Raw genomic sequence first — 22,167 nt, 5'->3', positions numbered from 1 at the left:
CCGCGTACGGCGCGGCCTGGCACACCCGGCCGGTCAGCCCGCCTTGCGCGCGCCCAGTTCCCGCCGCTCGTCCTCGGTCAGTCCGCCCCACACACCGTAGGGCTCCTGCACGCGCAGAGCGTGGCTCAGGCATTCGGTTCGCACCGGGCACAGCGCGCAGACCTCCTTGGCCTCCTGCTCGCGTGCGGCGCGTTCCTCGCCACGCTCCCCCGCCGGGTGGAAGAACCGGTCCGTACCGAGTGCCCGGCACGCCGCTTCCTCCTGCCACTCCCACAGGTGTTCCGCACGGCCCGGCAGGCGTGCCACCTTCGTCATGTCCCCGCTCCCCTCATCCGTGTTCGTGTTCTCGTCCTTGCCCTTCTCCCTCACGCGTCTGACCCGGGTGCGCGTTTCGAAACACCGTCCGCGGGAGTGGCCGGGGCGGCGGCCGTGGATACCCGGGGCAGGGCGTAGGGGTGCTTCTCGGCCAGCCAGGCGACGAGCTGTTCGCGGACCGCGCAGCGGGCGGTCCACAGGTCGTCCGCGTCCTTCGCGGTGACGATCGCCCGCACCACGATGGCGCTGGGCGTGGTGTCGGTGACCGACAGGTCCCAGCCGCGGCCGTCCCACGCCTCGCACCCGTCGAGGATCTCCTTGAGCTTCTCGCGCATCAGCGCGACGGGGGTGGTGTGGTCACAGTGCAGGAAGACCGTGCCGGTCATCTGGATCCCGCCGCGCGACCAGTTCTCGAAGGGCCGCCCGGTGAAGTAGGAGACGGGCATGGTGATGCGGCGTTCGTCCCAGGTGCGCACGGCCAGGAAGGTGAGCGTGATCTCCTCGACCACACCCCACTCGCCGGCCACCACGACGGTGTCGCCGATCCGGACCATGTCGCCGAAGGCGATCTGGAATCCGGCGAAGAGGTTCCCGAGGGTGGACTGGGCTGCCACGCCCGCGACGATGCCGATGATCCCGGCCGAGGCCAGGAGCGAGGTGCCGACGGCGCGCAGGTCGGGGAAGGTCAGCAGCATCGCGGCCGCGGCCACCACGACGACCACGGCGGTGACGATCCGCATGATGAGCGTCACCTGGGTGCGGACCCGGCGGACCCGGGAGGCGTCGCGGGTGCCGTGCGCGTAGCGGGCGTAGGAGGACTCGACCACGGCGGAGGTCACGAGGACCACGCACCACGCGCTCGCACCGATGAGGACGAGCGTCAGGATCCTCCCCACCGCTGTCGCGTGGTCCTGCAGCGGCTGCCATCCGATCTGCCGGTACACGGCGCGCAACGTCGCCGCGAGCAGCAGGACGCGTATCGATGTACGGCAGCGGCGCAGCATCGTCCAGAGCGGTGTTTCGGGGTGGCGGGCGGCCGCGCGTCGCAGGAGCAGGTCGGTGAGCCGGCCCGCGGCGAAGGTGAGCACGAACGCGCCGCCGAGGACGGCCGGCACTTGCAGAAGGCTGTTCATGACTCCTCTGGATGGGTCTGGGGGACAGGTCCCGTCGCGCGTGCCCGGGGCACGCCGGGACAAACGGGGCGTCCGATTCCCGATGGTGGGTACAAGCGACCACGAGACGACAGCCGAGGACGAGGTGAGTGCGCGGTGCAGACCATCGAACCGGACACCGGCGGGACCGTGTCGGACGCGCGGGGGCCGACCTTCACGCAGCTCCGCCGACTCGCCCTGCGCGACGCCTGCCGGCAGGTCGCGCGGGGCCGCCGGTTCACCCGGGAGGCGCTGGCGGACTGGGGGTGGGACGGTCAGGACACCGCCGAGGACGCGGTCCTGGTCGTGTCCGAGCTCGTCACCAACGCCAACCTGCACGCCGGCGGCTGCCAGGAGCTGACGCTCCGCGCCGGAGACGTGTTCCGGGTCGAGGTCTACGACGGTCTGGGGGATCTCCCGCGACCGCTGGGCCCTGTGCGGTCGGCCCGCCCGGGCCGCCCCGGCGGGCACGGCCTGCGCCTGGTGCACCGGCTCGCGGACCGCTGGGGCGTCCAGCCGGTCGGGCGCGGCAAGGTCGTCTGGGCCGAGATCGACGCCGAGCGCCTACGCACGGGCCGACCCGGGCTCCTCTGAACCCGACGGGCGTGTCGAGCGGGTTCGGAGGGGCCCGGGTCGGGCGTACGTGGTCGACCTCACACGGTCAGCTGTGCAGCAGTTCCTCGCGTAGGGAGCCCAGCGTGCGGGTGAGCAGGCGGGACACCTGCATCTGGGAGAGGCCGATCTCCTCGCCGATCTCCGCCTGGGTCATCTCCTGGCCGAAGCGCAGCTCCAGGATCTGGGTGGAGCGCTCGTCGAGGTCGGCGAGCAGGGGCGCGAGGGCGTGCCGGTCCTCCACCGCCTCCAGGGCGGGGTCGATGTCGCCCATGGTCTCGGCGAGGCTACGCGCGGTCCGCGCGGCCGTGGACGCCTGCGGGCCACCCACGGCGCCGTCCTGGGGCACGTCGAGGGACTGGGTGGAGTAGCCGTTCGCCGCGACCAGGCCCTGACGGACCTCTTCCTCGGTGAGGTCCAGCCGCTCGGCGATCTCCGCGGGGGTGGGGGCGCGGTCCGTCTCGGCGGTCAGCTCCTCCGTGGCCTTCGCCAGCTGCAGGCGCAGCTCCTGGAGACGGCGCGGGACCCGTACGGCCCAGGTGGTGTCCCGGAAGTGGCGCTTGATCTCGCCCGTGATGTACGGCAGGGCGAGCGTGCTGAGCTGGGTGTTGCGCTCGGGGTCGTAGCGGTCGATCGCCTTGATCAGTCCGATGACGCCGACCTGCACGATGTCCTCGTTCTCGGGGCCGCCGGGGCGATCACGGAACGGGCGGGCGGCGAACTGCACCAGTGAGATGTTCATCTCGATCAGGGTGTTGCGCACGTACTGGTACTCGCGGGTCCCCTCTTCGAGGCTCCGCAGCCGGTCGAAGAAGACACGGGTCAGCTCACGGGCGTCGCTGGTCGACAGTTCCCGCGGGCAGGGCACCTCCGGCAGCCCGCCGAGTGCGGGTGCCTCTCCGGTGCCACCGCCGGGGGCGGCGGTCGTCGGGATCGTCGTCGGGGTCATGGCCTCGGCGGCCGTGGCCGTGTAGGTCATCGTCTTCGCTCCTTGGGCACGTGTGCTTGCGGTGCGGTGCGTCGCTCGAAAGCTCTGGACAAGCGGAACTCTGCTTCCGCCTCCCCTGCACCCTGTCGGGGCAAGGGACAGACGTCAAGTAATACCGGAAAAACAGTTCGGGAATTGCATTTCGCGAGTCATCCCTCAAGAATGACGGGGTGGAGAGCGAGCACAGGGGTCCCCGTCGCAACGGCTGGACCTTCCTGACGAACCATGCCCGGGTTCTGATCGCCATCGCGCGCGACCCGGGCATCCGGCTGCGTGACATCGCGGTGGAGTGCGGGCTGACCGAGCGGACCGTGCAGGCGATCGTCACGGACCTGGAGGCCGACGGGTACCTCAGCAGGACCCGGGACGGCCGGCGCAACCGCTACGTCGTCGCCTCGGGCGCGCGTTTCCGCCACCCGGCGGAGGCCGACCACGAGATCGCCGGGCTGCTCGCCTACCTCACCGGCCCCCTGACCACACCGACGTCACCGGCCGCGCCGGCCGCCGAGGTGGCGAACGACACACCGGGCCAGGTCTAGGCCGTCCGGGGACGATGACGGACAGCGCGTTGATCGTCGGCCTGCGTGGTCGGCAGATCGAGACACTCGACGATTTCTGGGACGCGGTGAGCGGGCCGTGCGGGCTGCCTGAGTGGTGTGGCCGGAACCTGGACACTTGGTCGGACACCATCAACACCCGAGGCATCTCGGACGTGATCGACAGCCATGACTTGCTTGTCGTGCATGTGGACGGGAGAGGGCTCTTCGACGGGAGTCGGCGAGCAGGCCGAGCCCTGGCCGAAGTCTTCGACGCACCGCAGAACCGGCTGATCATCCACGCGGCGGCCTGACCGTCGAGACTCGTCAGATCGTGACCGGGCCCTTGGCGGTGGCGAACTCCACCGAGACCAGGCCCGGTTCCTCGTCCTCGACCCAGGTGACGTCGATCTGGTCGAGGGGGTGGTCCGCCGGTTCGCCGAGGAATTCGGCGATGGAGGCGGCGTCGCCGGCGATGGAGACCCCGTGGATGGTGGTGGGGGTCCGCGGGTCCGCGCTCGGGCGCTCCTCGGTGGGGACCATCCACTGCAGGAAGTAGGGCAGTTGCGGATCATCCAGCAGTTCCAGCAGGCCGATCTGCTTCCACCGCAGGTCGAAACCGTCGGGCCGGACGCGGTGGCCCTCGGCCGCCGTGCGGCCGAGGCGGGCCTCGACCGGGGCCATGTCGTCGACGGAGACCACCCAACCGAGCCAGCCGCCGCCCTCGGCGGCGCGGCGCGCGACCGCCTGGCCGAAGGGTGCGCGGTCGGCGGCGGGGTGGTCGAGTGTGGTGACGACCTCGACGTAGGTGCCGCCGCTCAGCGGGAGAATGAAATTGCGCGTGCCGAATCGCGGGTGCACACCCCCGTCGACGAACCCGGCGCCCAGCGCCGATCCGATCCACTGGACGGTCGAAACGAAGCTGTCGCGGGCCACCGCATAGGACACGTGATCAAGTCGCACCGCGTCATCATCACCCGACAAGCCACACAAATCCCGACGCCACGCACGCCGCCCCGGCCACGTCCGCCGTGGATCCAGCCGTGGAGCGGATCGATCGTCGTCATCCCTGCGCGGCGAGTGCTGATGCCACAGCATGACGATCCGTTATGCGGCGCCCTGCGCACCGCGCATCAGTGGCGTCCCAGGGACGGTCGTCCGAAGCGTACGGGGACCCCTGGCGAGTAGAGCACGCTCACGGGTGGCCCCGACGGGGTGGGCAGGCCCGCGGCGGCCACCAGGTTCTCGTCGCAGTCGAGGAGTTCGGCGCGGTGCAGTGGCCAGCGCGGGTGCGTGTTCGGGAGGTACAGCGGCCGACCGAGGAGCTCCGTGTGCATGCCCCAGCGGGCGGTCAGGAAGTGCTCCAGGGCCGTCGGTTCCGCGACGGGCCCACCCACGCGCACGGCGATCCGGCTGTGCGCGCCGCGCGGACCCGGCCACCGCCGGCTGCTGGTGTACGTGAGCGTGTCACCGTCGCGACGGACCGTCATCCGGGACCAGACGTACGGGAGGCGGAACGCCGCCCGGCCGATGGCCACCGGGATCAGCCGGGAGGCGTCCAGCGAGCGGAAGACCACGGCCCGGCGGCCGCGGGCGTCGACGGAGTAGAAGCGGACGTTGGTCTCCGGGAAGGAGCCCAGATAGGGGACGCCGGGCAGGCGGAACCAGCCGACCTTGTGCATGCGGAAGGCGATCAGGCCGACGTACGTGACCCCGTCCAGGGTGTCCGGCACGGTGCCGGCCGGCAGCAACGGGGCGACCTGGGCGGGATCGACGGCCCAGTGCAGGAAGGCCAGGTCGAGCCAGGACTGGGTGAGCAGCGGGCGGTCCACCGGGTGCGGCGGGTCGGCCGTGACCGGCTCCGGGACCGCGGCGGGCGGTGGCGTCTGGCGCATTCGGTCAGTATTCCCCGCGCGCCCCGCGCCGACGCCGGCGGCCCCCGGCGACGGGGCGGTCCCGCCGGGCCTGGGGGGTGTCCGCGAAGTCCCGCCTGCCCCGCGGCGCCCGGCACCGCACCTCGCCGCGTTGTCGGGGCGCCCGAGTACCGTATGACAGCCGCGCGGCGCTGTCTCCGCTCACTCGCGGCCGAGGATCCGCGCGGCGGCGTCGACGCCCTCGCGGGTGCCGATCACGATGAGGACGTCCCCGCCCGCCAGCCGGAAGTCCGGCGACGGCGACGGGATCGCCACGGCGCGACGGAGCACGGCGACGACGGACGCGCCGGATTCGGTGCGCATCCGGGTCTCCCCCAACACCCTCCCGTTCCAACGGGCGTGCGAGGACAGCTCGATCCGCTCCGCGACGAGTCCCAGGTCCGTGGTCGAGAGCAGGCTGGGGCTGTGGTGGCACGGCATCAACGCGTCGATCAACGCGTCCGCCTCCCCCTCGGTCAACCTCACCGACAGCGCGGACGCGTCGGGATCGTCACGGTGGTACGCGTTCAGGGTCCGCGCCCCGTCCCGGTGGGCCACCACCGAGAGACGGCGGTCCTCACGGGTGGTCAGGTCGTAGCGGACGCCGATGCCCGGCAACGGCGTTCTGCTCAGACGTGGAACGGGCAGGGGAACCCCCGGTGCGTGCGGTGGCCGATGAAGCGGAGCCGCGAAGTCCCCGCTCCTGCCGCCACTTTAGCGATGCTTCCCTCGCGCGGTCCGGGCCGGTGGTGCGGGGAGACGGTCCTACTCGCGGCGCCGAGCCCCCTCGTCCGGTGGGGCATCATCTCCGAGAGCCCCGACGGCGGGGCATCGCGCGAAGGAGGCGTCGCATGGTCGAGTGGAAACGGATCAGCACGGGCATGCGCCCCGTACCCAGCCCTGCCGCGACCACGTCGGTCTGGGCCGCGGCGGCCGTCGCGGCCGTCGCCCTGGTCGCCGTGCTCAATCTCCTGGACGGACCCGACGACCCCACCGTCGACCTCCTGGCGCTCTCCCTCGCCGTGGCCGTGGTGAGTACCGGAGCCCGCCTCACCGCGGCCCCGGGGACCGCCCTGCTGTGTTGGCTCGTGCTCAACTTCTTCGCGACCGCGCCCGTCGGTGAGTTGAGCTGGGAGACCCCGTACGACGTCGTACGCCTGGTCTGCCTGCTCGCCGCGGCGGGTACGGGTACCGCCGTCGCCCGCCTCATCCACGCGCGCGCCGCGCACCGCCGGCTCACACCGTAGGAGCCGCGCGGAGCCGCGCCGCGTCAGCCGCCGGCGGGCGTGGCTCCGGAGGTCTTGCGCAGCACGCCTATCTTGTCGATGCGGTGCTCGGGATTGCCCTGGGCGTCGCTCCAGAAGTTGCCCTCGGCGTGGTCCTCGGGCGTCGCGCAGGTCGAGATCGTGATCATGGCCTGGGTGGGAGCCGCCCCGGGCTTCCCGGGCACCGCGGCCCGCTGTTCGCCCAGTGAGCGCTCCGACCGGAAGGACGTCTTTCGGGTCTCGGTGATCTCGTAGGTGTACACCACCGTCCCCACGGTCACCTGGACCGTGTCGCCCGGCGCGACGGTGGGCAGCCGGCCGAGCGGGCCACCGGCCGAGAGGCGGTGCGCGGTGATCAGGAAGTTGCCCACCTGCCCCGGCCCGACCCCGCCCCGCTTCCCGTGCGGACTGGCCGCCACGCCGAGGTCCTGGATACGGGTCCCCGGCACGTCGTCGGTGGTGCCTTCGTACGGGACCACGCGCAGCCCGGTGACACCCGCGGCGGGTATGGACAGCGTGGACTCCACGGGCGCGGACGCGGGAGTGGGAGCGGCCGGCGGCGCGGGTGCGGCGGCGGATGCGGATGTGGCGGCGCGGGTGACCACCGCCGCGGGCGTGGCGGCCGTGGTGGAGGTGGACACCGCCGCACCGGCGGCCGTCGAGGGCGTACAGGCCACCAGCAGGGCGGTCGCGGCACCGGCCAGTACGGCGGGGACGGCTCGGTACGGGAACGGCAAGGACATGGGCATTTTCCGTGTCGGTCGATCGGCCGGGGCGGGCGGCGGGCGGGTGGACCCGATACGCCCGGCCAGAGTGACATACGGAGCAAGAGGTTCATAAGGGTCCGGCCCTGTGACCTCGCTCCCGACGGCGACGGCCTTTGATTCGTCCGATTCAACCGATTCGAAAGTCACGGGAACTTCTTCGCGCCCCGCCGCGACTACCTCGCCGGAGGGAGTGCCGTCCCGGCTCCGGCACGGCCCGATCGGCGCCCCGTCCGTCTGGAACCGTGTACAAGAATCCGGAGTGACGATGACGGACCGGCCCCCGTACCCGACCCTGGCGATCACCGCGCTGCGGCGCTGGGCTCCGCCGCCCGCACTCGCCGGCTTCGTGGCGCTGCTCATAGTGATGTTCGGCGCCGCGTACGCGGTGGGGGCGAGCGCCGGCCCCGTGGCCCCGGGCATGCGGTCCACCGAGGTCGGGAGCCCCGGATTCGTCGGGGACCTGGGACGGCCGCACGGGCACCCCGGCGGTACGGGTGGCACGCGGTGACGGCCGAGCGGACCGAGGTGGTGGCCACCACCGATCTGGTGGTCGGCGGGATGACCTGCGCGGCCTGCGTCACCCGTGTCGAGAAGCGGCTGGCGAGGATCGAGGGGGTGAGCGCCACGGTCAACCTCGCCACCGGACGGGCCAGGGTGCTGCACCCGTCGTACGTGACGACCGACGACCTCGTCGCGGTGGTCGAGCGGGCGGGCTACCGGGCCCAGGTGCCGGCGCCGCCCGAGCCCGAGGAGGACCGGGCGCGATCGGAGCGGGCCGAGGGCTCCCCCGGTGGCGAGGAGGTGCGGCGGCTGCTGATCACCGCCCTGCTGTCCGTGCCGGTGCTGGTGCTGTCGATGGTGCCCGCCCTGCAGTTCCGCAACTGGCAGTGGCTGTGTTTCGTCCTGGCCGCGCCCGTCGCCGTCTGGGGCTCGCTGCCGTTCCACACCCGTGCGGTACGGGGGCTGCGGCACGCGGCGGCGACGATGGACACGCTGGTGTCGCTGGGCGTGGTCGCTTCCTTCTCCTGGTCGACGTACGCCTTGTTCCTGGGCGGGGCGGGCGATCCGGGGATGCGGATGCCGTTCAGCCTGCTGCCCGCGGCAGGCGACGGAGTGGCCCACATCTATCTGGAGGCGGCGGTCGGTGTGCCGCTGTTCGTGCTGACCGGACGCTTCCTCGAATCCCGGGCCCGCCGCGGCACCGGGGAGGCGCTGCACTCGCTCGCCGGGCTGGCCGCGAAGGAGGTGACCGTACGGGAGGACGGCCACGAACGGCTCGTCCCGATCGGGCAGTTGAGGGTGGGGCAGGAGTTCGTCGTCCGGCCGGGTGAGCGGGTCGCCACGGACGGGGTGGTCGCTTCAGGCGGTTCGGCCGTCGACCTTTCCCTGGTCACCGGTGAGAGCGAGCCCGTCGAGGTGGGCCCCGGCCAGGCGGTGGTCGGCGGTGCGGTCAACGCGGGCGGTCTGCTGCTCGTCCGGGCCACCGCGGTCGGGGCGGACACCCAGCTCGCCCGGATCACCCGCATGGTCACCGAGGCGCAGGCCGGAAAGGCCCGGGCCCAGCGGCTGGCCGACACGGTGGCGGGAGTCTTCGTGCCGGTGGTGCTGGCGCTGGCCGTCACCGTTCTCGGCTTCTGGCTCGGTGCCGGGGCGGATCCGCAAGCGGCCGTCACGGCGTGTGTGGCCGTCCTGGTGGTGGCCTGTCCCTGTGCGCTGGGGCTGGCGACGCCCACCGCCCTGCTGACCGCCACGGGCCGGGGCGCGCAGTTGGGTCTGCTGGTCAGCGGTCCGCGGGCGCTGGAGACCCTGCGGCACGTCGACACGGTGGTCCTCGACAAGACGGGCACGCTGACGACCGGCCACATGACCGTCGCGCGCGTGACGGCGGTACCGCGCGGGATCGGCGAGGAGCGGGCCCTGTGGCTGGCCGCGGCGGTGGAACAGGGCTCCGAGCATCCGCTGGGCCGCGCCGTGGTCGCGTACTGCCGGCAGGAGGCGTACGACCGGCCGCCCGGCGAGGTGACCGACTTCCGAGCCACCGCGGGCATCGGGGTGACCGGGCTCGTGGAGGGCCACCGTGTGGAGGTCTGCGCCGCCGGCGCGGACCTGCATCCGTCGCTGGACCGGGCCCTGGCCGAGGCCGAGGCGGCCGCGCACACGCCGGTCCTGGTCCGGGTGGACGGCGCCGACCAGGCCCTGATCTCCCTCGGGGACGTCCTGCGGCCCGGCAGCTACCGGGCCGTCGACCGGCTGCGGCGCCTGGGGGTGGAGCCGGTCCTGGCCACCGGCGACCGCGAGGCCACCGCGTCCCGGGTCGCCGCCGCGCTCGGCATCACGGACGTGCGCGCGCACTGCTCCCCCGAGGACAAGGCGCGGCTCGTAAGGGAGTTGCGCGGTCAGGGGCGCCGGGTCGCGGTGATCGGCGACGGCGTGAACGACGCCGGGGCCCTGGCCGGGGCCGATCTCGGCATCGCCATGGGGAGCGGAACGGACGTGGCCATCGGCGCGGCCGACGTCACGCTGGTACGCGGCGACATCGAGGCGGTCGCCGACGCCGTCGAGCTGGCCAGGCGGACCCTCGGGACGATCCGGACCAATCTCGTCTGGGCCTTCGGGTACAACGTGGTCACCGTGCCGCTCGCCGCGGTGGGGCTGCTCAACCCGATGGTCGCCGCCGCCGCGATGTCGGTGAGTTCCCTGATGGTGGTGGCCAACAGTCTCCGGCTGCGTACGTGGCGGCCGGCGCCGCAATCACACGGGGCGGGCACGCACAGCCGAACGAGAGGTACGGGGCGATGACGGGTTCACCTTCGGAGCGGTCCCCGGGCAGCTGGTTCCCGAGCCGGCGACGCGCGCGCGAGGGGCTGCGCGCCGCGCTCGTGCCGGTGGTCGCCTGCTCGCTCGCGCTGGCCGGACTGACGGCCTGGACCTCGTCCGGCGCCGCCGGCAGCCCACCCCGGATCGCCGCCGGAAACGGCCGTGTCCTGCTGCCCCAGGGCAGCAGCCGGGAGACGGCCGCCTTCTTCGACATCACCAACATCGGTGGCTCGGAGGACCGGTTGACCGAGGTGACGTCACCCGGGGTCGAGGAGACATTGCTCAGCCGGCGCGAGCGCAGCGGGCTCGGGGCCGACCTCGTCCGGACGACGGACGCGGTGCGGGTGCCGGCGGGTGGCACCGTGACCATGTCCCCCTTCGACCTGAGCGTCACGACCAGGGCGAAGGAAATGGGCTGGCAGGCGGGCGACATGGTCCCGTTCGTCCTCCACTTCCGCTACAGCGCACCGATCGAGGTGGTGGCGGTGGTGGTCCGGCCCGGCACCTGACCTCGGGTACTCGCGGGCGTTCCAGGCGCCGAGCTCTGCGATCGTGTGTCGCATGGGCGAACAGGTCGAGCAGGTCGATGAGCGGGACCGCGTGGTGGCGGTCGTGGACCGCGCGGAGGCGGTCCGGGAGCGCCGGCTGCATCGCGTCGCGACGATCGTGTGCCGCGACGGCGACGGACGGTTCCTCGTGCACCGTCGACCGGACCACGCGTCCCGCTTCCCGGGGCAGTACAACTGGATGCTCGGTGGCGCCGTCGGGGTCGGCGAGTCCTACGAGGAAGCCGCCGCCCGGGAACTCGCGGAGGAGCTCGGGGTACGGGCCGTGCCCCGCTTCGTGCTCAAATTCCTGTGCGACGGCGTAATCAGCCCCTACTGGCTGGGCCTTCACGAAGCCGTGGTCACGACAGCGGTTCGGCCCGATCCGGGGGAGGTCGCCTGGTTCGGTTGGCTGACGGAGCCCGAACTCGACGACCTCGTGCGCGGCCGCGAGTTCATCCCGGACGCCCGCGAGGCGTTCGACCGGTACCGCGCCCTGGGGAGCGCGCGCCGCCCCTGAGGCGGGGGGCGCCGCTGCGGCGCGCGGGTGGCCGGGGTGGTCCGCTTCCGGGACCCCTTCCCGGTCCCGGCGGCCCCGATCCCGTACCGCCGGAGCCGCCCCGACCCGAACCCGATCCCAGGCCGGAGCCCGCCCCCGGGCCCGGTCCCCTGCCTCCGCCCGGCCCACTGCCCGGGCCGGTACCGGCTCCGGCACCGGTGTCCACGCCGAGGGGCCGGGACGCCGCCCTCCCGCCCCTCGCTCACGGAGAGTGGCGTACGGCCACGGCATGCACAGCTTCAACCCGGCGGTAGCGGGTATGTGGCTCTGAGGGAACTCCCCCGAGGAGGCGACATGCCTGCCACTCTCCGTACCGAGGCCGGCTCCGCGTCGCTGCGGGACGTTCGCGAGATCCGCGATCCGCAGTCCGTGAGCACCGCGGAGGCACACGACCTGTCGGTCACCCTCTTCCGCCGGCTGCGTGAACTGGACGAGGGGACCGCAGAGTACTCGTACGTCCGCAACACCCTGGTCGAGCTGAATCTGAGCATGGTCAAGTACGCGGCCACGCGCGTCCGCCATGTCGGCGCGCCGTGGGAGGACGTCATCCAGGTCGGCACGATCGGCCTGATCAAGGCCATCAACAGGTTCGATCCGGAGCGCGGCTTCGAGTTCATGTCGTTCGCCCTCCCCACCATCGTGGGAGAGATCAAGCGGTACTTCCGTGACACGACCTGGGCCGTCCGCGTACCGCGCCGGCTGCAGGAGTTGCGCATCGACCTGGCCAAGGCGAACGACGCCCTGGAGCAGGAGCTGGGTCACGCTCCGCGGGCCCAGGAGCTCGCCGACCGGCTGGACATCACGGTGGAGGAGGTCTGCGAGGGTCGGCTCGCGGCCAACGGCTTCAGCAGCCTGTCCCTCGACGTCCCCATGACGGCGGAGGACGACGAGCCGCCCGGTGTGTCGGCGCGCAGCCTCGGTGTGGAGGAGAGCGGGTACGAGAGCGTCGAGGACCTGGAATCGCTGAAACCGCTGATGGGTGAGCTGTCCGAACGGGACCGGACCATACTCGCCCTGCGTTTCGGGGAGGAGCTGACCCAGGCCGAGATCGGCGAGCGCCTGGGCATGTCCCAGATGCACGTGTCCCGGCTGCTGGCCCGCATCCTGGGCCGGCTGCGGGAGGGGCTGCTCGCCGAGGAGTCGACGGCCGAGGTGGCGTGAGGCGCTCCCTTCCGCACAGGACGCACGGGACGGGCAGGCATATCGCGCCGGAACCCGGGCAGGTGCAGCAGTGCACGACGGAAGGGTGATGCCGGATGGTCCCGGAAGCGAAGAGTGAACGCTTCACCGTCGCGGTCCAGGCCGTGGACGGAGCCGTGGTCCTCGCGCTCGCGGGGGAACTGGACCACGACACGGCACAGCCGCTGAGGGACGCGCTGGACGGGGCTCTCGCCCCGGGGCGTCGGTTGTTGGTCGATCTGGCAGGGCTCGGATTCTGTGATTCCACGGGGCTGAACGTGCTGCTGAACACACGCCTCGCGGCTCAGGAGACGGGGGCCACCCTGGAGCTGGTCGGCCTGCACGGACCCGTCGCCCGCATGTTCCGGATCACCGGCGCGGACGGTGTGTTCCCCGTCCACTCCGACGTGGGGGAAGCCCTGAGGACGACACGCGGCGGAGGAGCCTGAGCGTCATGGAGCAGCCCGGGCCGTCAGACCGGACCTGGAGTCTGATCCTGTCCGGGACCACCGACGTCGTCTCGCGCAGCCGTGACTTCGCCCGGCAGGCGCTCACCGCCTGGCACTGGCTCCCGGGAACGGGTGAGGTCGCCCGTGAGACCGCCGAGGACGTGCTCCTGCTGGTGTCGGAGGTGGTGGCCAACGCCTGCCTGCACGGTGGAGGGCCCCGCGCGCTCGTCCTGGACTGCTCGGCCGAGCGGCTGCGGATCGAGGTCACCGACGGCAATCCGGCCCCGCCCGTACGTGTGCCGGCGCACGGGTCGGGCGACCGGGGACAGCCGGGCGGTCACGGGCTGCTGATCGTGGAGCGGCTGGCCCGGGACTGGGGCTCCGAACCGGGGGTGGACGGCAAGCGCGTCTGGTGCGAGGTGGCCTGCCCGCCGGGGATCCGCGTACCCGGATGACGGCGGTGACCGGGCGGCGGAGATCCGGGCGGCGGCGAACCGGACGCTCGTGGGTGGACCCCATGCTCGTGAACCCCGCGATGCTCGTGAACCCCGCGCTCCCGGGATGTCCCGGGCCGCACCCCGTGGCACAGTGATTGCGGAGGCGTCCATGGACGATGCGCGACAACGCCCTGAGCTGGGCGAGGAGGCGCTGCGGCGGCTCCTGGACGGGCTGACGGCCGTGCGCGACGGAGACTTCACCACCCGGCTGCCGGCCGACTCCGGGGGCCTCCTGGGCGAGATCGCCACGGTCTACAACGGCATGGTCGAGCAGCTGTCGCTGGTCACGTCGGAGGTGACCCGGGTGGCGCGCGAGGTCGGCGGCCAGGGGCTGCTCGGCGGGCATGCGCAGGTGCACCGGGTGAGCGGCATCTGGCAGGAGCTGGCCACCGGGGTCAACACGATGGCCGACAACCTCACCTCCCAGGTCCGCTCGATCGCCCAGGTGGCCACCGCCGTCGCGGGCGGCGACCTCACGCGCAAGATCCGGGTGGACGCGAGCGGCGAGATCCTGGAGCTGAAGGAGACCATCAACACGATGGTCGACCGGCTCTCGTCCTTCGCCGAGGAGGTCACGCGGGTCGCCCGCGAGGTCGGCACGGAGGGCAAGCTGGGGGGCCAGGCCACCGTGCAGGGTGTCTCCGGCACCTGGAAGGACCTGACCGACAACGTCAACTCCATGGCCGACAACCTGACCAATCAGGTGCGCAACATCGCCCAGGTGACCACGGCGGTCGCTCAGGGCGATCTCACGCGCAAGATCGACGTTTCGGCGCGGGGCGAGATCCTGGAACTCAAGACCACCATCAACACCATGGTCGACCAGCTGTCCTCCTTCGCGGCCGAGGTCACGCGCGTCGCGCGCGAGGTCGGCAGCGAGGGCAAGCTGGGCGGCCAGGCCGAGGTCGAGGGCGTCTCGGGCACCTGGAAGCGCCTCACCGAGAACGTCAACGAGCTGGCAGGCAACCTGACCCGCCAGGTGCGCGCGATCGCGGCGGTGACCAGTGCCGTGGCCGAGGGCGACCTCACCCGGTCGATCACGGTCGAGGCCCCGGGCGAGGTCGGGGATCTGAAGGACAACATCAACGCGATGGTCGAGTCGCTGCGCATGACCACCCGCGCCAATCAGGAGCAGGACTGGCTCAAGACCAATCTCGCGCGGGTCTCGGCCCTGATCCAGGGGACCCGCGACCTCACCGACCTGGCACAACTGATCATGAACGAGGTGCCGCCGCTGGTGAACGCCCAGTACGGCGCCTTCTTCCTCGCCGAGGAGGACCAGGACGGCAGGTTCCTGATCATGCGGGCCGCCTACGGGATGCCGGACGACCCCGCCACTCCCCCGCGCCGTTTCCGCTTCGGCCAGTCGCTGGTCGGGCAGGCCGCCGGCGGGCGTCGCACCCTCACCGTGGAAGGGGTGCCGCCCGGGTACGCCACCATCGCCTCGGGTGCCGGCGCCGCCGAGCCGGCCGTCCTCGTCGTCCTGCCCATCGTGGTGGAGGGCCAGGCCCTGGGCGCTGTCGAACTGGCCTCGCTCGCCCCGTTCTCCCCCATCCACCGGGACTTCCTCGACCATTTCATCGAGGCCATCGGTGTGAGTGTCAGCGCGCTCATCGCCAATGCCCGTACCGACGAGCTGTTGGAGCGGTCGCAGAGCCTGACGGCCGAACTCAGCTCGCGGTCCCAGGAACTCCAGTCCCGGCAAGGCGAGTTGCAGCGATCCAATGCCGAGCTCGAGGAGAAGGCGGCCCTGCTGGCCGACCGGAACCGGGACATCGAACGCAAGAACCTGGAGATCGAGCAGGCGCGGCGGGAACTGGAAGTGCGGGCCCAACAGCTGTCGCGGACCTCCATGTACAAGTCGGAGTTCCTGGCCAACATGAGCCACGAACTGCGCACTCCGCTCAACAGCCTGCTGATCCTGGCCCAGTTGCTGTCGCGCAATCCGGACGGGAACCTCACCGCCAAACAGGTCGACTACGCCGAGGTCATCCATTCCGCCGGCTCCGACCTGCTCCAGCTGATCAACGACATCCTGGACCTCTCCAAGGTCGAGGCGGGCAAGATGGACCTGCACCCCGAGGTCTTCCCGCTCCAGCAGCTCCTGTCCTCCCTCGACGCCACCTTCCGGCCCGTCGCGGCCGCCCGCGACCTGGAGTTGCGGGTCGTCACGGGGGACGGACTGCCCGACGTCCTGTTCACCGACCAGGCGCGGCTGCGGCAGGTGCTGCGCAATCTGGTAGCCAACGCGGTGAAGTTCACCGAGCAGGGGCACGTGGAGCTCCGGGTGGACCGGGCGACCGCGGCCGAGCTGCCGCCCGCGCTGGGCCAGGGCGATACGCCCGTCGCGGCCTTCCGGGTGTCCGACACGGGGATCGGCATCCCCGAGGACCGGTTGGAGACCGTCTTCAACGCCTTCCAGCAGGGTGACGGCACCACCAGCCGCCGCTACGGAGGTACGGGGCTGGGCCTGTCCATCAGCAGAGAGGTGGCCCATCTGCTGGGCGGCCTGATCGAAGCCCGGTCCACGCCGGGGGAAGGCAGCGTCTTCACCCTCTTCCTGCCGCTCCGGACACCGGAGCAGGCCGCCCTGCGGTCGGCGGCGCCGCCGAGGTTCTCCGACACGGATTCCCCCGACGCCCCGGTGGACGGCGCGGCCGCTCCCCGTCCTCTCCCGCACCCGCCCGCCGACGTGCTGCGGGGCTCCGTACCGGACGAACCGCTTCCCGAGGAGCCCGCGGTGGCCTCCGGCCCCACCGTTCTGGTGGTGGACGACGACGCCCGCAACGTCTTCGCGCTCACGGAGGTACTCCGGCGGGAGGGCATGCGGGTCCTGCGGGCCGAGGACGGCCGCACCGGCCTGGAGCTCCTGGCCGAGCACGACGACGTGGATCTCGTCCTGATGGACGTGATGATGGCGGGCATGGACGGCTACGCCACCACGGCCGCCATCCGCGCGCTGCCCGCTTACGCGAACGTCCCGATCGTCGCCGTCACCGCCCAGGCCATGCCGGGAGACCGGGAGAAGGCGCTGGCCGCCGGGGCGGACGACTACGTCACCAAACCGGTCGACGCGGACGACCTGGCCGCGCGCATCCACACGTGGCTGACGTGACCCCCCGCCCCGCCCGTCTCCGCTACCGCAGGACCCGGACGAGCACCAGGCTCGTGTCGTCGTCCGTGTCCCCGCGCACCTCCGCGAGCAGCCTGTCGGCCATGTCGTCGAGTTCGGCGCCCGCGTGCCGCTCCACGATCCGACTGAGCCGCTCCACCCCGTCGTCCAAGGAGCTGTGGTGCCGCTCGACGAGCCCGTCCGTATAGAAGACCAACAGGTCACCGGCGCGTAGCCGGGTCACCGTCTCCGTGTAGACGACCGAGGGCGCCGCGCCCAGCAGCAGGTCCCGGGGCGTGTCGAGCAGTACCGCCCGGCCTTCCCTGAGCAGGATCAGCGGCAGGTGACCGGCGCTGGACCAGCGCAGGACCCGGTCGTGCGGGTCGTAGTGGGCGCAGACCGCGGTGGCCGTGGACTGCCGTGGGTCCGCGAACGCGACCCCGTTGAGCCACCCCATCAGTTGACCGGCGGAGCCGCCGGTGAAGGCGAGGCCCCGCAGGGCGTTGCGCAGCGCCACCATGGTGGTCGCCGCGCCCACCCCGTGCCCGGCGATGTCGCCGACCACCAGCATCACCCGGTCCTCGGGCAGTGGCAGCACCTCGTACCAGTCGCCGCCCACCCGGTAGTCCTGGGCGGCCGGCCGGTAGCGGGCGGTGACGAGGAGCCCGGGGAGCCGGATCGAGGTCGGCACCTCGGGCAGGATGGCCTTCTGGAGCTGGAGGACGAACCGGTGGCGCACCGCGGCCTGCGCCTGCGCGGCGGTGAGCTGGTCGTACGTGGCGCCCAGGGCCAGTTCGGTGCGGTGCTGGGCGGAGACGTCCTGGAAGACCCCGGTGACCGCCACGGTGACCGGCCCCTTCAGGAGCGGCTCCGCGCTGATCCGCACGTGGCGCATGCCGCCGTCGTCCCGGATCACCCGGATCAAGGTGTGCGCACCTTCCTGACGTACGGTCAAAGTCTCCAGGAGTGCGGCCAGTTGCCCCTTGTCGTCGCGGTGGGTTCGGGACATCAGGTCGCGTAGCGGGACTCCGGGGCCGCCCCGTTCCATGCCGAAGAGCGCGTAAGCGCGTTCGCCCCAGCGCGACACCCCGCTGACGAGATCGTCCTCGAACAGGGCCAGGTGGTCCAGCCGGTCCAGCACCGAGGGCAGCAACAGGCCGGGGTCGTCGGACGTGTGCCACAGGACCACGGCCCGCTCCGGACCGAGCGGCAGGGCCCGTACGTCGATCAGCGCCCCGGCGCCCTTGTTCGCGATCCGGTCCACCCGGCGCGCAGCGGCCGTGGTGCGCGCCTCGTCGATCAGGCGTACCAGGTCCATGCAGTGCGCGGGCAGCACCTCGGCCAGGTGGCGCCTGGCGGGCCGCGGCACGCCGGCGAGCTGCCGCGCCGCGGCGGGGTTGGCATGGGCGATGAGCCAGTCGGGGCCGTCCGGCCCCTCGGTGCGGGTGAGCGCGAGCGCCGCGTCGGTGAGGCAGTCCAGCAGGATCCGGAGCATCAGCGGGTCGCCGAAGGCGTCCGGATCCGGTGCGGCGTCCAGGACCCGCACCGCGTTCTCGGCGACCGCCTCCACTTCCTTGCGCATGGGTGGGTCGAACGCCACCGGCCCCGGCCAGCAGGCCAGCAGGACGCCGACGACGCCGCCCCGGTCCCGCAGGGGGAGAACGGCCCGCCCGGCGTCGGGCACCGGTCCGGGCAGCGGATCCCCGTCCGGGGGGCCATGGGGCAGCCAGCCGGTCTCACCCGTGCCCAGTGCGCCGCGCAGGGCGCCGCCCACGTGGGCGGGCAGCCATTGCCAGTGCGTGGACTGCAGGTCGTTCCCGCCGGCGTGCGCGGCCAGCTCCAGGCAGTCCGTGGCGGTTCTGCGCCACAGCCACACCGCCTGTACGCCGAGGTGGCTCAGACCGCCGTGCAGCAGTGCTTCGGCGGCCTGGCCTGCGGCCGAGGCCGCGCCCAGGGCGGCATCGGTCCGTCGTAGCCGGCGCGCCCGTGCCGGGTGGTCCTCGGCGGCGGGCGCACGCGCCGCGTCGGTGGATCCGGCGGCCGCGTTCACGATGTCCGCGGCGACGTCGGGCGCGTCGAGGCCCGTGCTCGCGGCCAGCCGGCTCAGGTGGTCGGCCGCCGCCGAGGGCGGTGTGGAGAGCTGGGCGACCAGGATCCCGGTCGCCAGATCGAGGAGGTGACGATCCGCGCGCTCGGCCCGGAGCTCGGCGATCTCGTCGGTCAGGGCGCGTACGGCTCGCCGTAGGCCGCCGGGATCGGGGGAAGGCCGGGTGGTCGGTCCGTCGGCGGGGACGTCCATGTCGCCTCCGGGTGGCCGGGGGACGGCGCCGACCGCGTGAGGGAGAGATCCGGATCGAGTCTACTCGGGCCCGCGCAACGGCGCGGGACGGCCGGGGCGCGGGCTCCGCGGTCTCACCACGCGGACGGGCGGTCGGCCCCGGTCACCGTGGAGGTTTTCGGCGCGGCCCCTCGGGCAGAAGCCGGATGCCGCCCTGCGGGAACGACCGCAGGGCGGACCAGATGTCCACCACATACCCACCGGATGCCCCCTCGCGTGCCGTCGGCAAGCGACTCGGACGGCGTTCACGTCCTCGCGTCGTGCGGTGTCGGCCATCAGTCGGGGGGTTCCGGTACCGGCGGAGGCGTCCGGTCAACTTGGTCCGATTTGTCGTTTTAGCTCCACTTTCGGGGTACATGCGGTACATGACCGCCACTGAACCGTGCAGTCGTTCGAGCTTCTCCCCGGGTCCCCGCCCGGGGAGAAGCCCCATAGCGGTACCCATGGCGACGCCGACCGCCATCGGGCGGCCGGTGGTCTCGACGATCGGGGTGGAGGAGGAGTTCCTCCTCGTCGACCGCTCGACCAGGGCTCCGGTGGCGCGTGCCGGGCCGGTGATCGAGGCGGCCTCGGACGCGCTCGGCGAACTGGTGCAGGCGGAGTTCTACCGCTGCATGGTCGAGGTCTGCACCCGGCCCGCGATCACCGCCACCGATCTACGGGCCCAGCTCCGGTACCTCCGCGCCGCCGTCGCCGACGCGGCGCGGGCCTCACACTGCATGCTCGTCGCCTCCGGCACCCCCGTGGTACCGCCGATGGCGCCGATCCCGGTGACCGACACACCCCGCTACCACCGCATGGCCCGGCACTTCGGCGACCTCGTCGACGGCAGGCTGGGCATCGTGTGCGGCTGCCACGTCCATGTCGGGACCGCCGACCGGGCGCAGGCCCTGTTCCTGGCCAACCGCGTACGTCCTTGGCTGCCGGCGCTCCAGGCCCTCGCCGTGAACTCGCCGTTCACCGGCGGGCTGGACACCGGCTTCGCAAGTCGACGCGCCCTGGAATTCGGCCGCTGGCCCACCGCGGGCCCTTCTCCGCTGCTGGACCCCGCCTCGTACGAGAGGGCCGCGGACGCCCTGGTGGCCTCGGGCGTCCTCATGGACCGCCGGATGATCTACTGGTTCGCGCGCCCGTCCGAGCACCAGCCGACCGTCGAGTTCCGTGTCGCGGACACCAACGCCGACCTCGACACCACTCTCCTCGTGGCGCTGCTCCTGCGCGGCCTGTGCGCCACGTTCCTCGGTCAGGCCGCGGAGGGCCGGCCGGCGCCCGACATCTCGGTCGCGCGACTGCGCGACGCACACCGGTACGCCGCCCGCTACGGGGCCACGGGCCTCGCCCTCGACCCCTTCACCGGCGACCCCGTACCCGCCGAGGCGCAGATCGCCGCCCTGGTCGGGGCGGCGAGCCCAGGACTGCGGGCGGCGGGTGACGAGGCGGAGGTCCACCGCCTCCTCGACGGGCTCCGCCGCGACGGCACCGGTGCGGCCCGCCAGCACGCCGCACACCGACGCGGGGGCCGTCTCCGGGACGTGGTCGACCACCTGGCCGCTCTGACCGTCCGCGGCTGAACGGCTCGCCGAAGACCCTCAGGCACCCGGGACGGCGCGCACGCTCACCCGCGAGGCGGGCTCCTGGTGACCGCCGCTCGCGATCATGCGCACGTCGCCCTGGTCACTGATCTCCGCCTGCACGATTCCGGTGTCGTCGGCGTAGATCGGGTGGCCGCCGGGACCGGTCCGGTCGGTGCGGTGCACCAGGACCGATTCCTCGCTTCCCGGTGCCGCATGGTCAGGAACGGCGAATACCAGTTCGTACCTGCTGTCCCGTTCCATTCCGGCCTCCTCCGAGCGAAAACCCCTTTGGCGCCCATTATCGGACACACCCATCGGGCCGCGCGCTCCCGACCGTGCTCCGGGGGAGGAACCTTCAACGGGAACAACGGCCCGCCCGCACTCAGGGTTCCGGCTCCCCATGTGATCTTCCCCCGCCCCTGCGCACCTTCCCGGCACGCCTCCCACCTGCGCATACTCCAGGACCCGCCGCGCCCCCACCCATCGAGGGGCGATGGCCGATCGGATGGAGTTGATCAATCAGATGACGTCGCACACGGTCTCCGCGGCAGTTTCGGGCACCTGGGTCCTCGGTGACCTCACGGTCAATCGAATCGGCTTCGGCGCCATGCGCCTGACCGGCAGCGCGGCCTTCCACGACGGCACCCCCAGCGACCGCGGGCGGGCGATCGCCGTCCTGCGCCGGGCGGTCGAACTCGGCGTCGATCACATCGACACCGCCGCCTTCTACTTCTCCCGGCTGCGTTCGGCCAACGAGCTGATCAACGCGGCCCTGGCGCCGTACGCGGACGACCTCGTCATCTCCACCAAGGTCGGCCCCGCACGAGACACCTGCGGCGGGTGGGCGGAGCCGGCCCGACCCGAGGAGCTGCGCGGCCAGGTCGAGGAGAACCTGCGCCAACTCGGCCGGGACCACCTCGACGTGGTCAACTTCCGCGTCATGGGCCAGGAGTCCGTCAGCGAGCACTTCGGAGCCCTGTCCGAGCTGCGCGACGCCGGGCTGGTCCGCCATCTCGGCATCTCCAACGCCCGCCCGGAACACCTGGTCCAGGCCGAGGCGATCGCGCCGGTGGTGTGCGTCCAGAACCGCTACGGACTCGACGCGCCCGACCGGACGGGAATGCTCCGCGCCTGCGCGGAACGCGGTATCGCCTTCGTCCCCTTCTTCTCCATCGCGGGAGAGGGGGCCGAGGCCGGCGCCGTCCACGGCGAGCACGAGGAGGTCCGCGCCGTCGCCCGGGCGCACGGAGCCTCACCGGCGCAGGTGCGACTCGCCTGGACCCTGCAGCAGGGGTCCCACGTACTGGCCATCCCCGGGACCGGCAACCCGGATCACCTCGCCGACAACGTGGCGGCGGGCGCACTGCGGTTGACGCGGGACGAACTCCAGCTCCTCGGTTCGGTCGGCCGCTCCGCGTCCTGAGGCGCCGGCGGTGAGCGCCGCGGTGGTCCCTTGAGGCCTCCGGAGCCTGCGCGACAGAACATCGGAACCCCTCACGTATGCGTGTCCGAAGAAACGGTCGGAGCGGCCGTTACAAGGCTCTGAACCC

At 72.4% G+C, this 22,167-nt stretch carries 23 protein-coding genes; 14 read left to right on the top strand and 9 right to left on the bottom strand.

The features are described 5' to 3' along the window. Nucleotides 1-33: 33 nt before the first annotated feature. Both ACWG52_RS37315 and ACWG52_RS37310 read right to left on the bottom strand, forming a co-directional pair. The gene (locus ACWG52_RS37315; protein WP_389806407.1) at nt 34-315 is read right to left on the bottom strand and encodes a WhiB family transcriptional regulator; all 282 of its coding nucleotides are present in this window, start codon (nt 313-315) and stop codon (nt 34-36) included. A gap of 50 nt (nt 316-365) precedes the next feature. Beyond that, nucleotides 366-1,448 (bottom strand): mechanosensitive ion channel family protein, encoded by a 1,083-nt coding sequence (locus ACWG52_RS37310; RefSeq protein ID WP_390137767.1) that lies wholly within the window; start codon nt 1,446-1,448, stop codon nt 366-368. Nucleotides 1,449-1,583: 135 nt separating this feature from the next. Between ACWG52_RS37310 and ACWG52_RS37305 the strand changes: the two genes are divergently transcribed. Further along, nucleotides 1,584-2,060, top strand: a complete 477-nt coding sequence (locus tag ACWG52_RS37305; RefSeq protein ID WP_389806411.1) for an ATP-binding protein — start codon at nt 1,584-1,586, stop codon at nt 2,058-2,060. 67 nt (nt 2,061-2,127) lie between these two features. Here ACWG52_RS37305 and ACWG52_RS37300 read toward each other — a convergent pair whose 3' ends face one another. Continuing rightward, nucleotides 2,128-3,057 (bottom strand): SigB/SigF/SigG family RNA polymerase sigma factor, encoded by a 930-nt coding sequence (locus tag ACWG52_RS37300; RefSeq protein WP_390137769.1) that lies wholly within the window; start codon nt 3,055-3,057, stop codon nt 2,128-2,130. Between the two features lie 179 nt (nt 3,058-3,236). Here ACWG52_RS37300 and ACWG52_RS37295 point away from each other — a divergent pair, with 179 nt between their 5' ends. Beyond that, entirely contained in the window at nt 3,237-3,605 is a 369-nt protein-coding gene (locus ACWG52_RS37295) for a helix-turn-helix transcriptional regulator (RefSeq protein ID WP_389806415.1), read from the top strand. 14 nt (nt 3,606-3,619) lie between these two features. Beyond that, nucleotides 3,620-3,916 carry a barstar family protein gene (locus ACWG52_RS37290; protein WP_453127208.1) on the top strand — a complete coding sequence of 99 codons (297 nt, stop codon included), beginning with the start codon at nt 3,620-3,622 and terminating at the stop codon, nt 3,914-3,916. 13 nt (nt 3,917-3,929) lie between these two features. Here ACWG52_RS37290 and ACWG52_RS37285 read toward each other — a convergent pair whose 3' ends face one another. From ACWG52_RS37285 to ACWG52_RS37275, 3 genes are all read right to left on the bottom strand, one after another. Further along, nucleotides 3,930-4,565, bottom strand: a complete 636-nt coding sequence (locus ACWG52_RS37285) for a VOC family protein (protein ID WP_389806419.1) — start codon at nt 4,563-4,565, stop codon at nt 3,930-3,932. 170 nt (nt 4,566-4,735) lie between these two features. After that, on the bottom strand, nt 4,736-5,497 hold the full coding sequence (locus ACWG52_RS37280) for a YqjF family protein (protein ID WP_389806421.1): 762 nt from the start codon (nt 5,495-5,497) through the stop codon (nt 4,736-4,738). A 180-nt stretch (nt 5,498-5,677) separates the two neighbouring features. Further along, nucleotides 5,678-6,163, bottom strand: coding sequence for a cation:proton antiporter regulatory subunit (locus tag ACWG52_RS37275; RefSeq protein ID WP_453129097.1), 486 nt, complete (start codon nt 6,161-6,163; stop codon nt 5,678-5,680). A gap of 203 nt (nt 6,164-6,366) precedes the next feature. Between ACWG52_RS37275 and ACWG52_RS37270 the strand changes: the two genes are divergently transcribed. Further along, nucleotides 6,367-6,762, top strand: coding sequence for a DUF4118 domain-containing protein (locus tag ACWG52_RS37270; protein WP_033225364.1), 396 nt, complete (start codon nt 6,367-6,369; stop codon nt 6,760-6,762). A gap of 23 nt (nt 6,763-6,785) precedes the next feature. On the opposite strand, the gene ACWG52_RS37265 is transcribed toward ACWG52_RS37270, so the two are convergent. Next, nucleotides 6,786-7,523 carry a sortase domain-containing protein gene (locus ACWG52_RS37265; RefSeq protein WP_389806423.1) on the bottom strand — a complete coding sequence of 246 codons (738 nt, stop codon included), beginning with the start codon at nt 7,521-7,523 and terminating at the stop codon, nt 6,786-6,788. A 289-nt stretch (nt 7,524-7,812) separates the two neighbouring features. Here ACWG52_RS37265 and ACWG52_RS37260 point away from each other — a divergent pair, with 289 nt between their 5' ends. The 8 genes from ACWG52_RS37260 to ACWG52_RS37225 all read left to right on the top strand — a co-directional run bounded on the left by ACWG52_RS37260 (nt 7,813) and on the right by ACWG52_RS37225 (nt 16,708). Continuing rightward, a complete protein-coding gene (locus tag ACWG52_RS37260) occupies nt 7,813-8,055 on the top strand; it encodes a hypothetical protein (RefSeq protein WP_389806889.1) in 243 nt (80 codons plus the stop codon). Between the two features lie 50 nt (nt 8,056-8,105). Further along, nucleotides 8,106-10,346, top strand: coding sequence for a heavy metal translocating P-type ATPase (locus ACWG52_RS37255; RefSeq protein WP_390137826.1), 2,241 nt, complete (start codon nt 8,106-8,108; stop codon nt 10,344-10,346). Next, on the top strand, nt 10,343-10,873 hold the full coding sequence (locus tag ACWG52_RS37250; RefSeq protein WP_389806425.1) for a copper chaperone PCu(A)C: 531 nt from the start codon (nt 10,343-10,345) through the stop codon (nt 10,871-10,873). Before ACWG52_RS37255 ends, ACWG52_RS37250 begins: the two co-directional genes overlap by 4 nt. A gap of 52 nt (nt 10,874-10,925) precedes the next feature. After that, complete coding sequence (locus ACWG52_RS37245) at nt 10,926-11,429, top strand: NUDIX hydrolase (protein WP_389806427.1); 504 nt, start codon at nt 10,926-10,928, stop codon at nt 11,427-11,429. 333 nt (nt 11,430-11,762) lie between these two features. Beyond that, on the top strand, nt 11,763-12,629 hold the full coding sequence (locus tag ACWG52_RS37240; RefSeq protein ID WP_389806429.1) for a SigB/SigF/SigG family RNA polymerase sigma factor: 867 nt from the start codon (nt 11,763-11,765) through the stop codon (nt 12,627-12,629). Between the two features lie 95 nt (nt 12,630-12,724). Then, on the top strand, nt 12,725-13,096 hold the full coding sequence (locus ACWG52_RS37235; RefSeq protein WP_266386347.1) for an STAS domain-containing protein: 372 nt from the start codon (nt 12,725-12,727) through the stop codon (nt 13,094-13,096). Nucleotides 13,097-13,101: 5 nt separating this feature from the next. Continuing rightward, nucleotides 13,102-13,551: an ATP-binding protein gene (locus ACWG52_RS37230; RefSeq protein ID WP_389806431.1), complete on the top strand. Its 450-nt coding sequence runs from the start codon at nt 13,102-13,104 to the stop codon at nt 13,549-13,551. 151 nt (nt 13,552-13,702) lie between these two features. Next, on the top strand, nt 13,703-16,708 hold the full coding sequence (locus tag ACWG52_RS37225; RefSeq protein WP_389806433.1) for a HAMP domain-containing protein: 3,006 nt from the start codon (nt 13,703-13,705) through the stop codon (nt 16,706-16,708). A gap of 22 nt (nt 16,709-16,730) precedes the next feature. Here the strand turns inward: ACWG52_RS37225 and ACWG52_RS37220 are convergent, their stop codons facing one another. Beyond that, the gene (locus ACWG52_RS37220) at nt 16,731-19,004 is read right to left on the bottom strand and encodes a SpoIIE family protein phosphatase (RefSeq protein ID WP_453127202.1); all 2,274 of its coding nucleotides are present in this window, start codon (nt 19,002-19,004) and stop codon (nt 16,731-16,733) included. A gap of 482 nt (nt 19,005-19,486) precedes the next feature. On the opposite strand from ACWG52_RS37220, the gene ACWG52_RS37215 reads away from it, so the two are divergent. Beyond that, the gene (locus ACWG52_RS37215; RefSeq protein ID WP_389806437.1) at nt 19,487-20,614 is read left to right on the top strand and encodes a carboxylate-amine ligase; all 1,128 of its coding nucleotides are present in this window, start codon (nt 19,487-19,489) and stop codon (nt 20,612-20,614) included. Nucleotides 20,615-20,632: 18 nt separating this feature from the next. Here the strand turns inward: ACWG52_RS37215 and ACWG52_RS37210 are convergent, their stop codons facing one another. Then, nucleotides 20,633-20,878, bottom strand: coding sequence for a DUF6296 family protein (locus tag ACWG52_RS37210; RefSeq protein WP_033225342.1), 246 nt, complete (start codon nt 20,876-20,878; stop codon nt 20,633-20,635). Nucleotides 20,879-21,140: 262 nt separating this feature from the next. Between ACWG52_RS37210 and ACWG52_RS37205 the strand changes: the two genes are divergently transcribed. Continuing rightward, nucleotides 21,141-22,040, top strand: coding sequence for an aldo/keto reductase (locus tag ACWG52_RS37205; protein WP_453127199.1), 900 nt, complete (start codon nt 21,141-21,143; stop codon nt 22,038-22,040). Nucleotides 22,041-22,167 lie beyond the last annotated feature (127 nt).

The sequence above is a fragment of the Streptomyces sp. CLCI03 genome (assembly GCF_053615355.1).
This window is presented reverse-complemented; position numbering and strand designations above follow the sequence as displayed.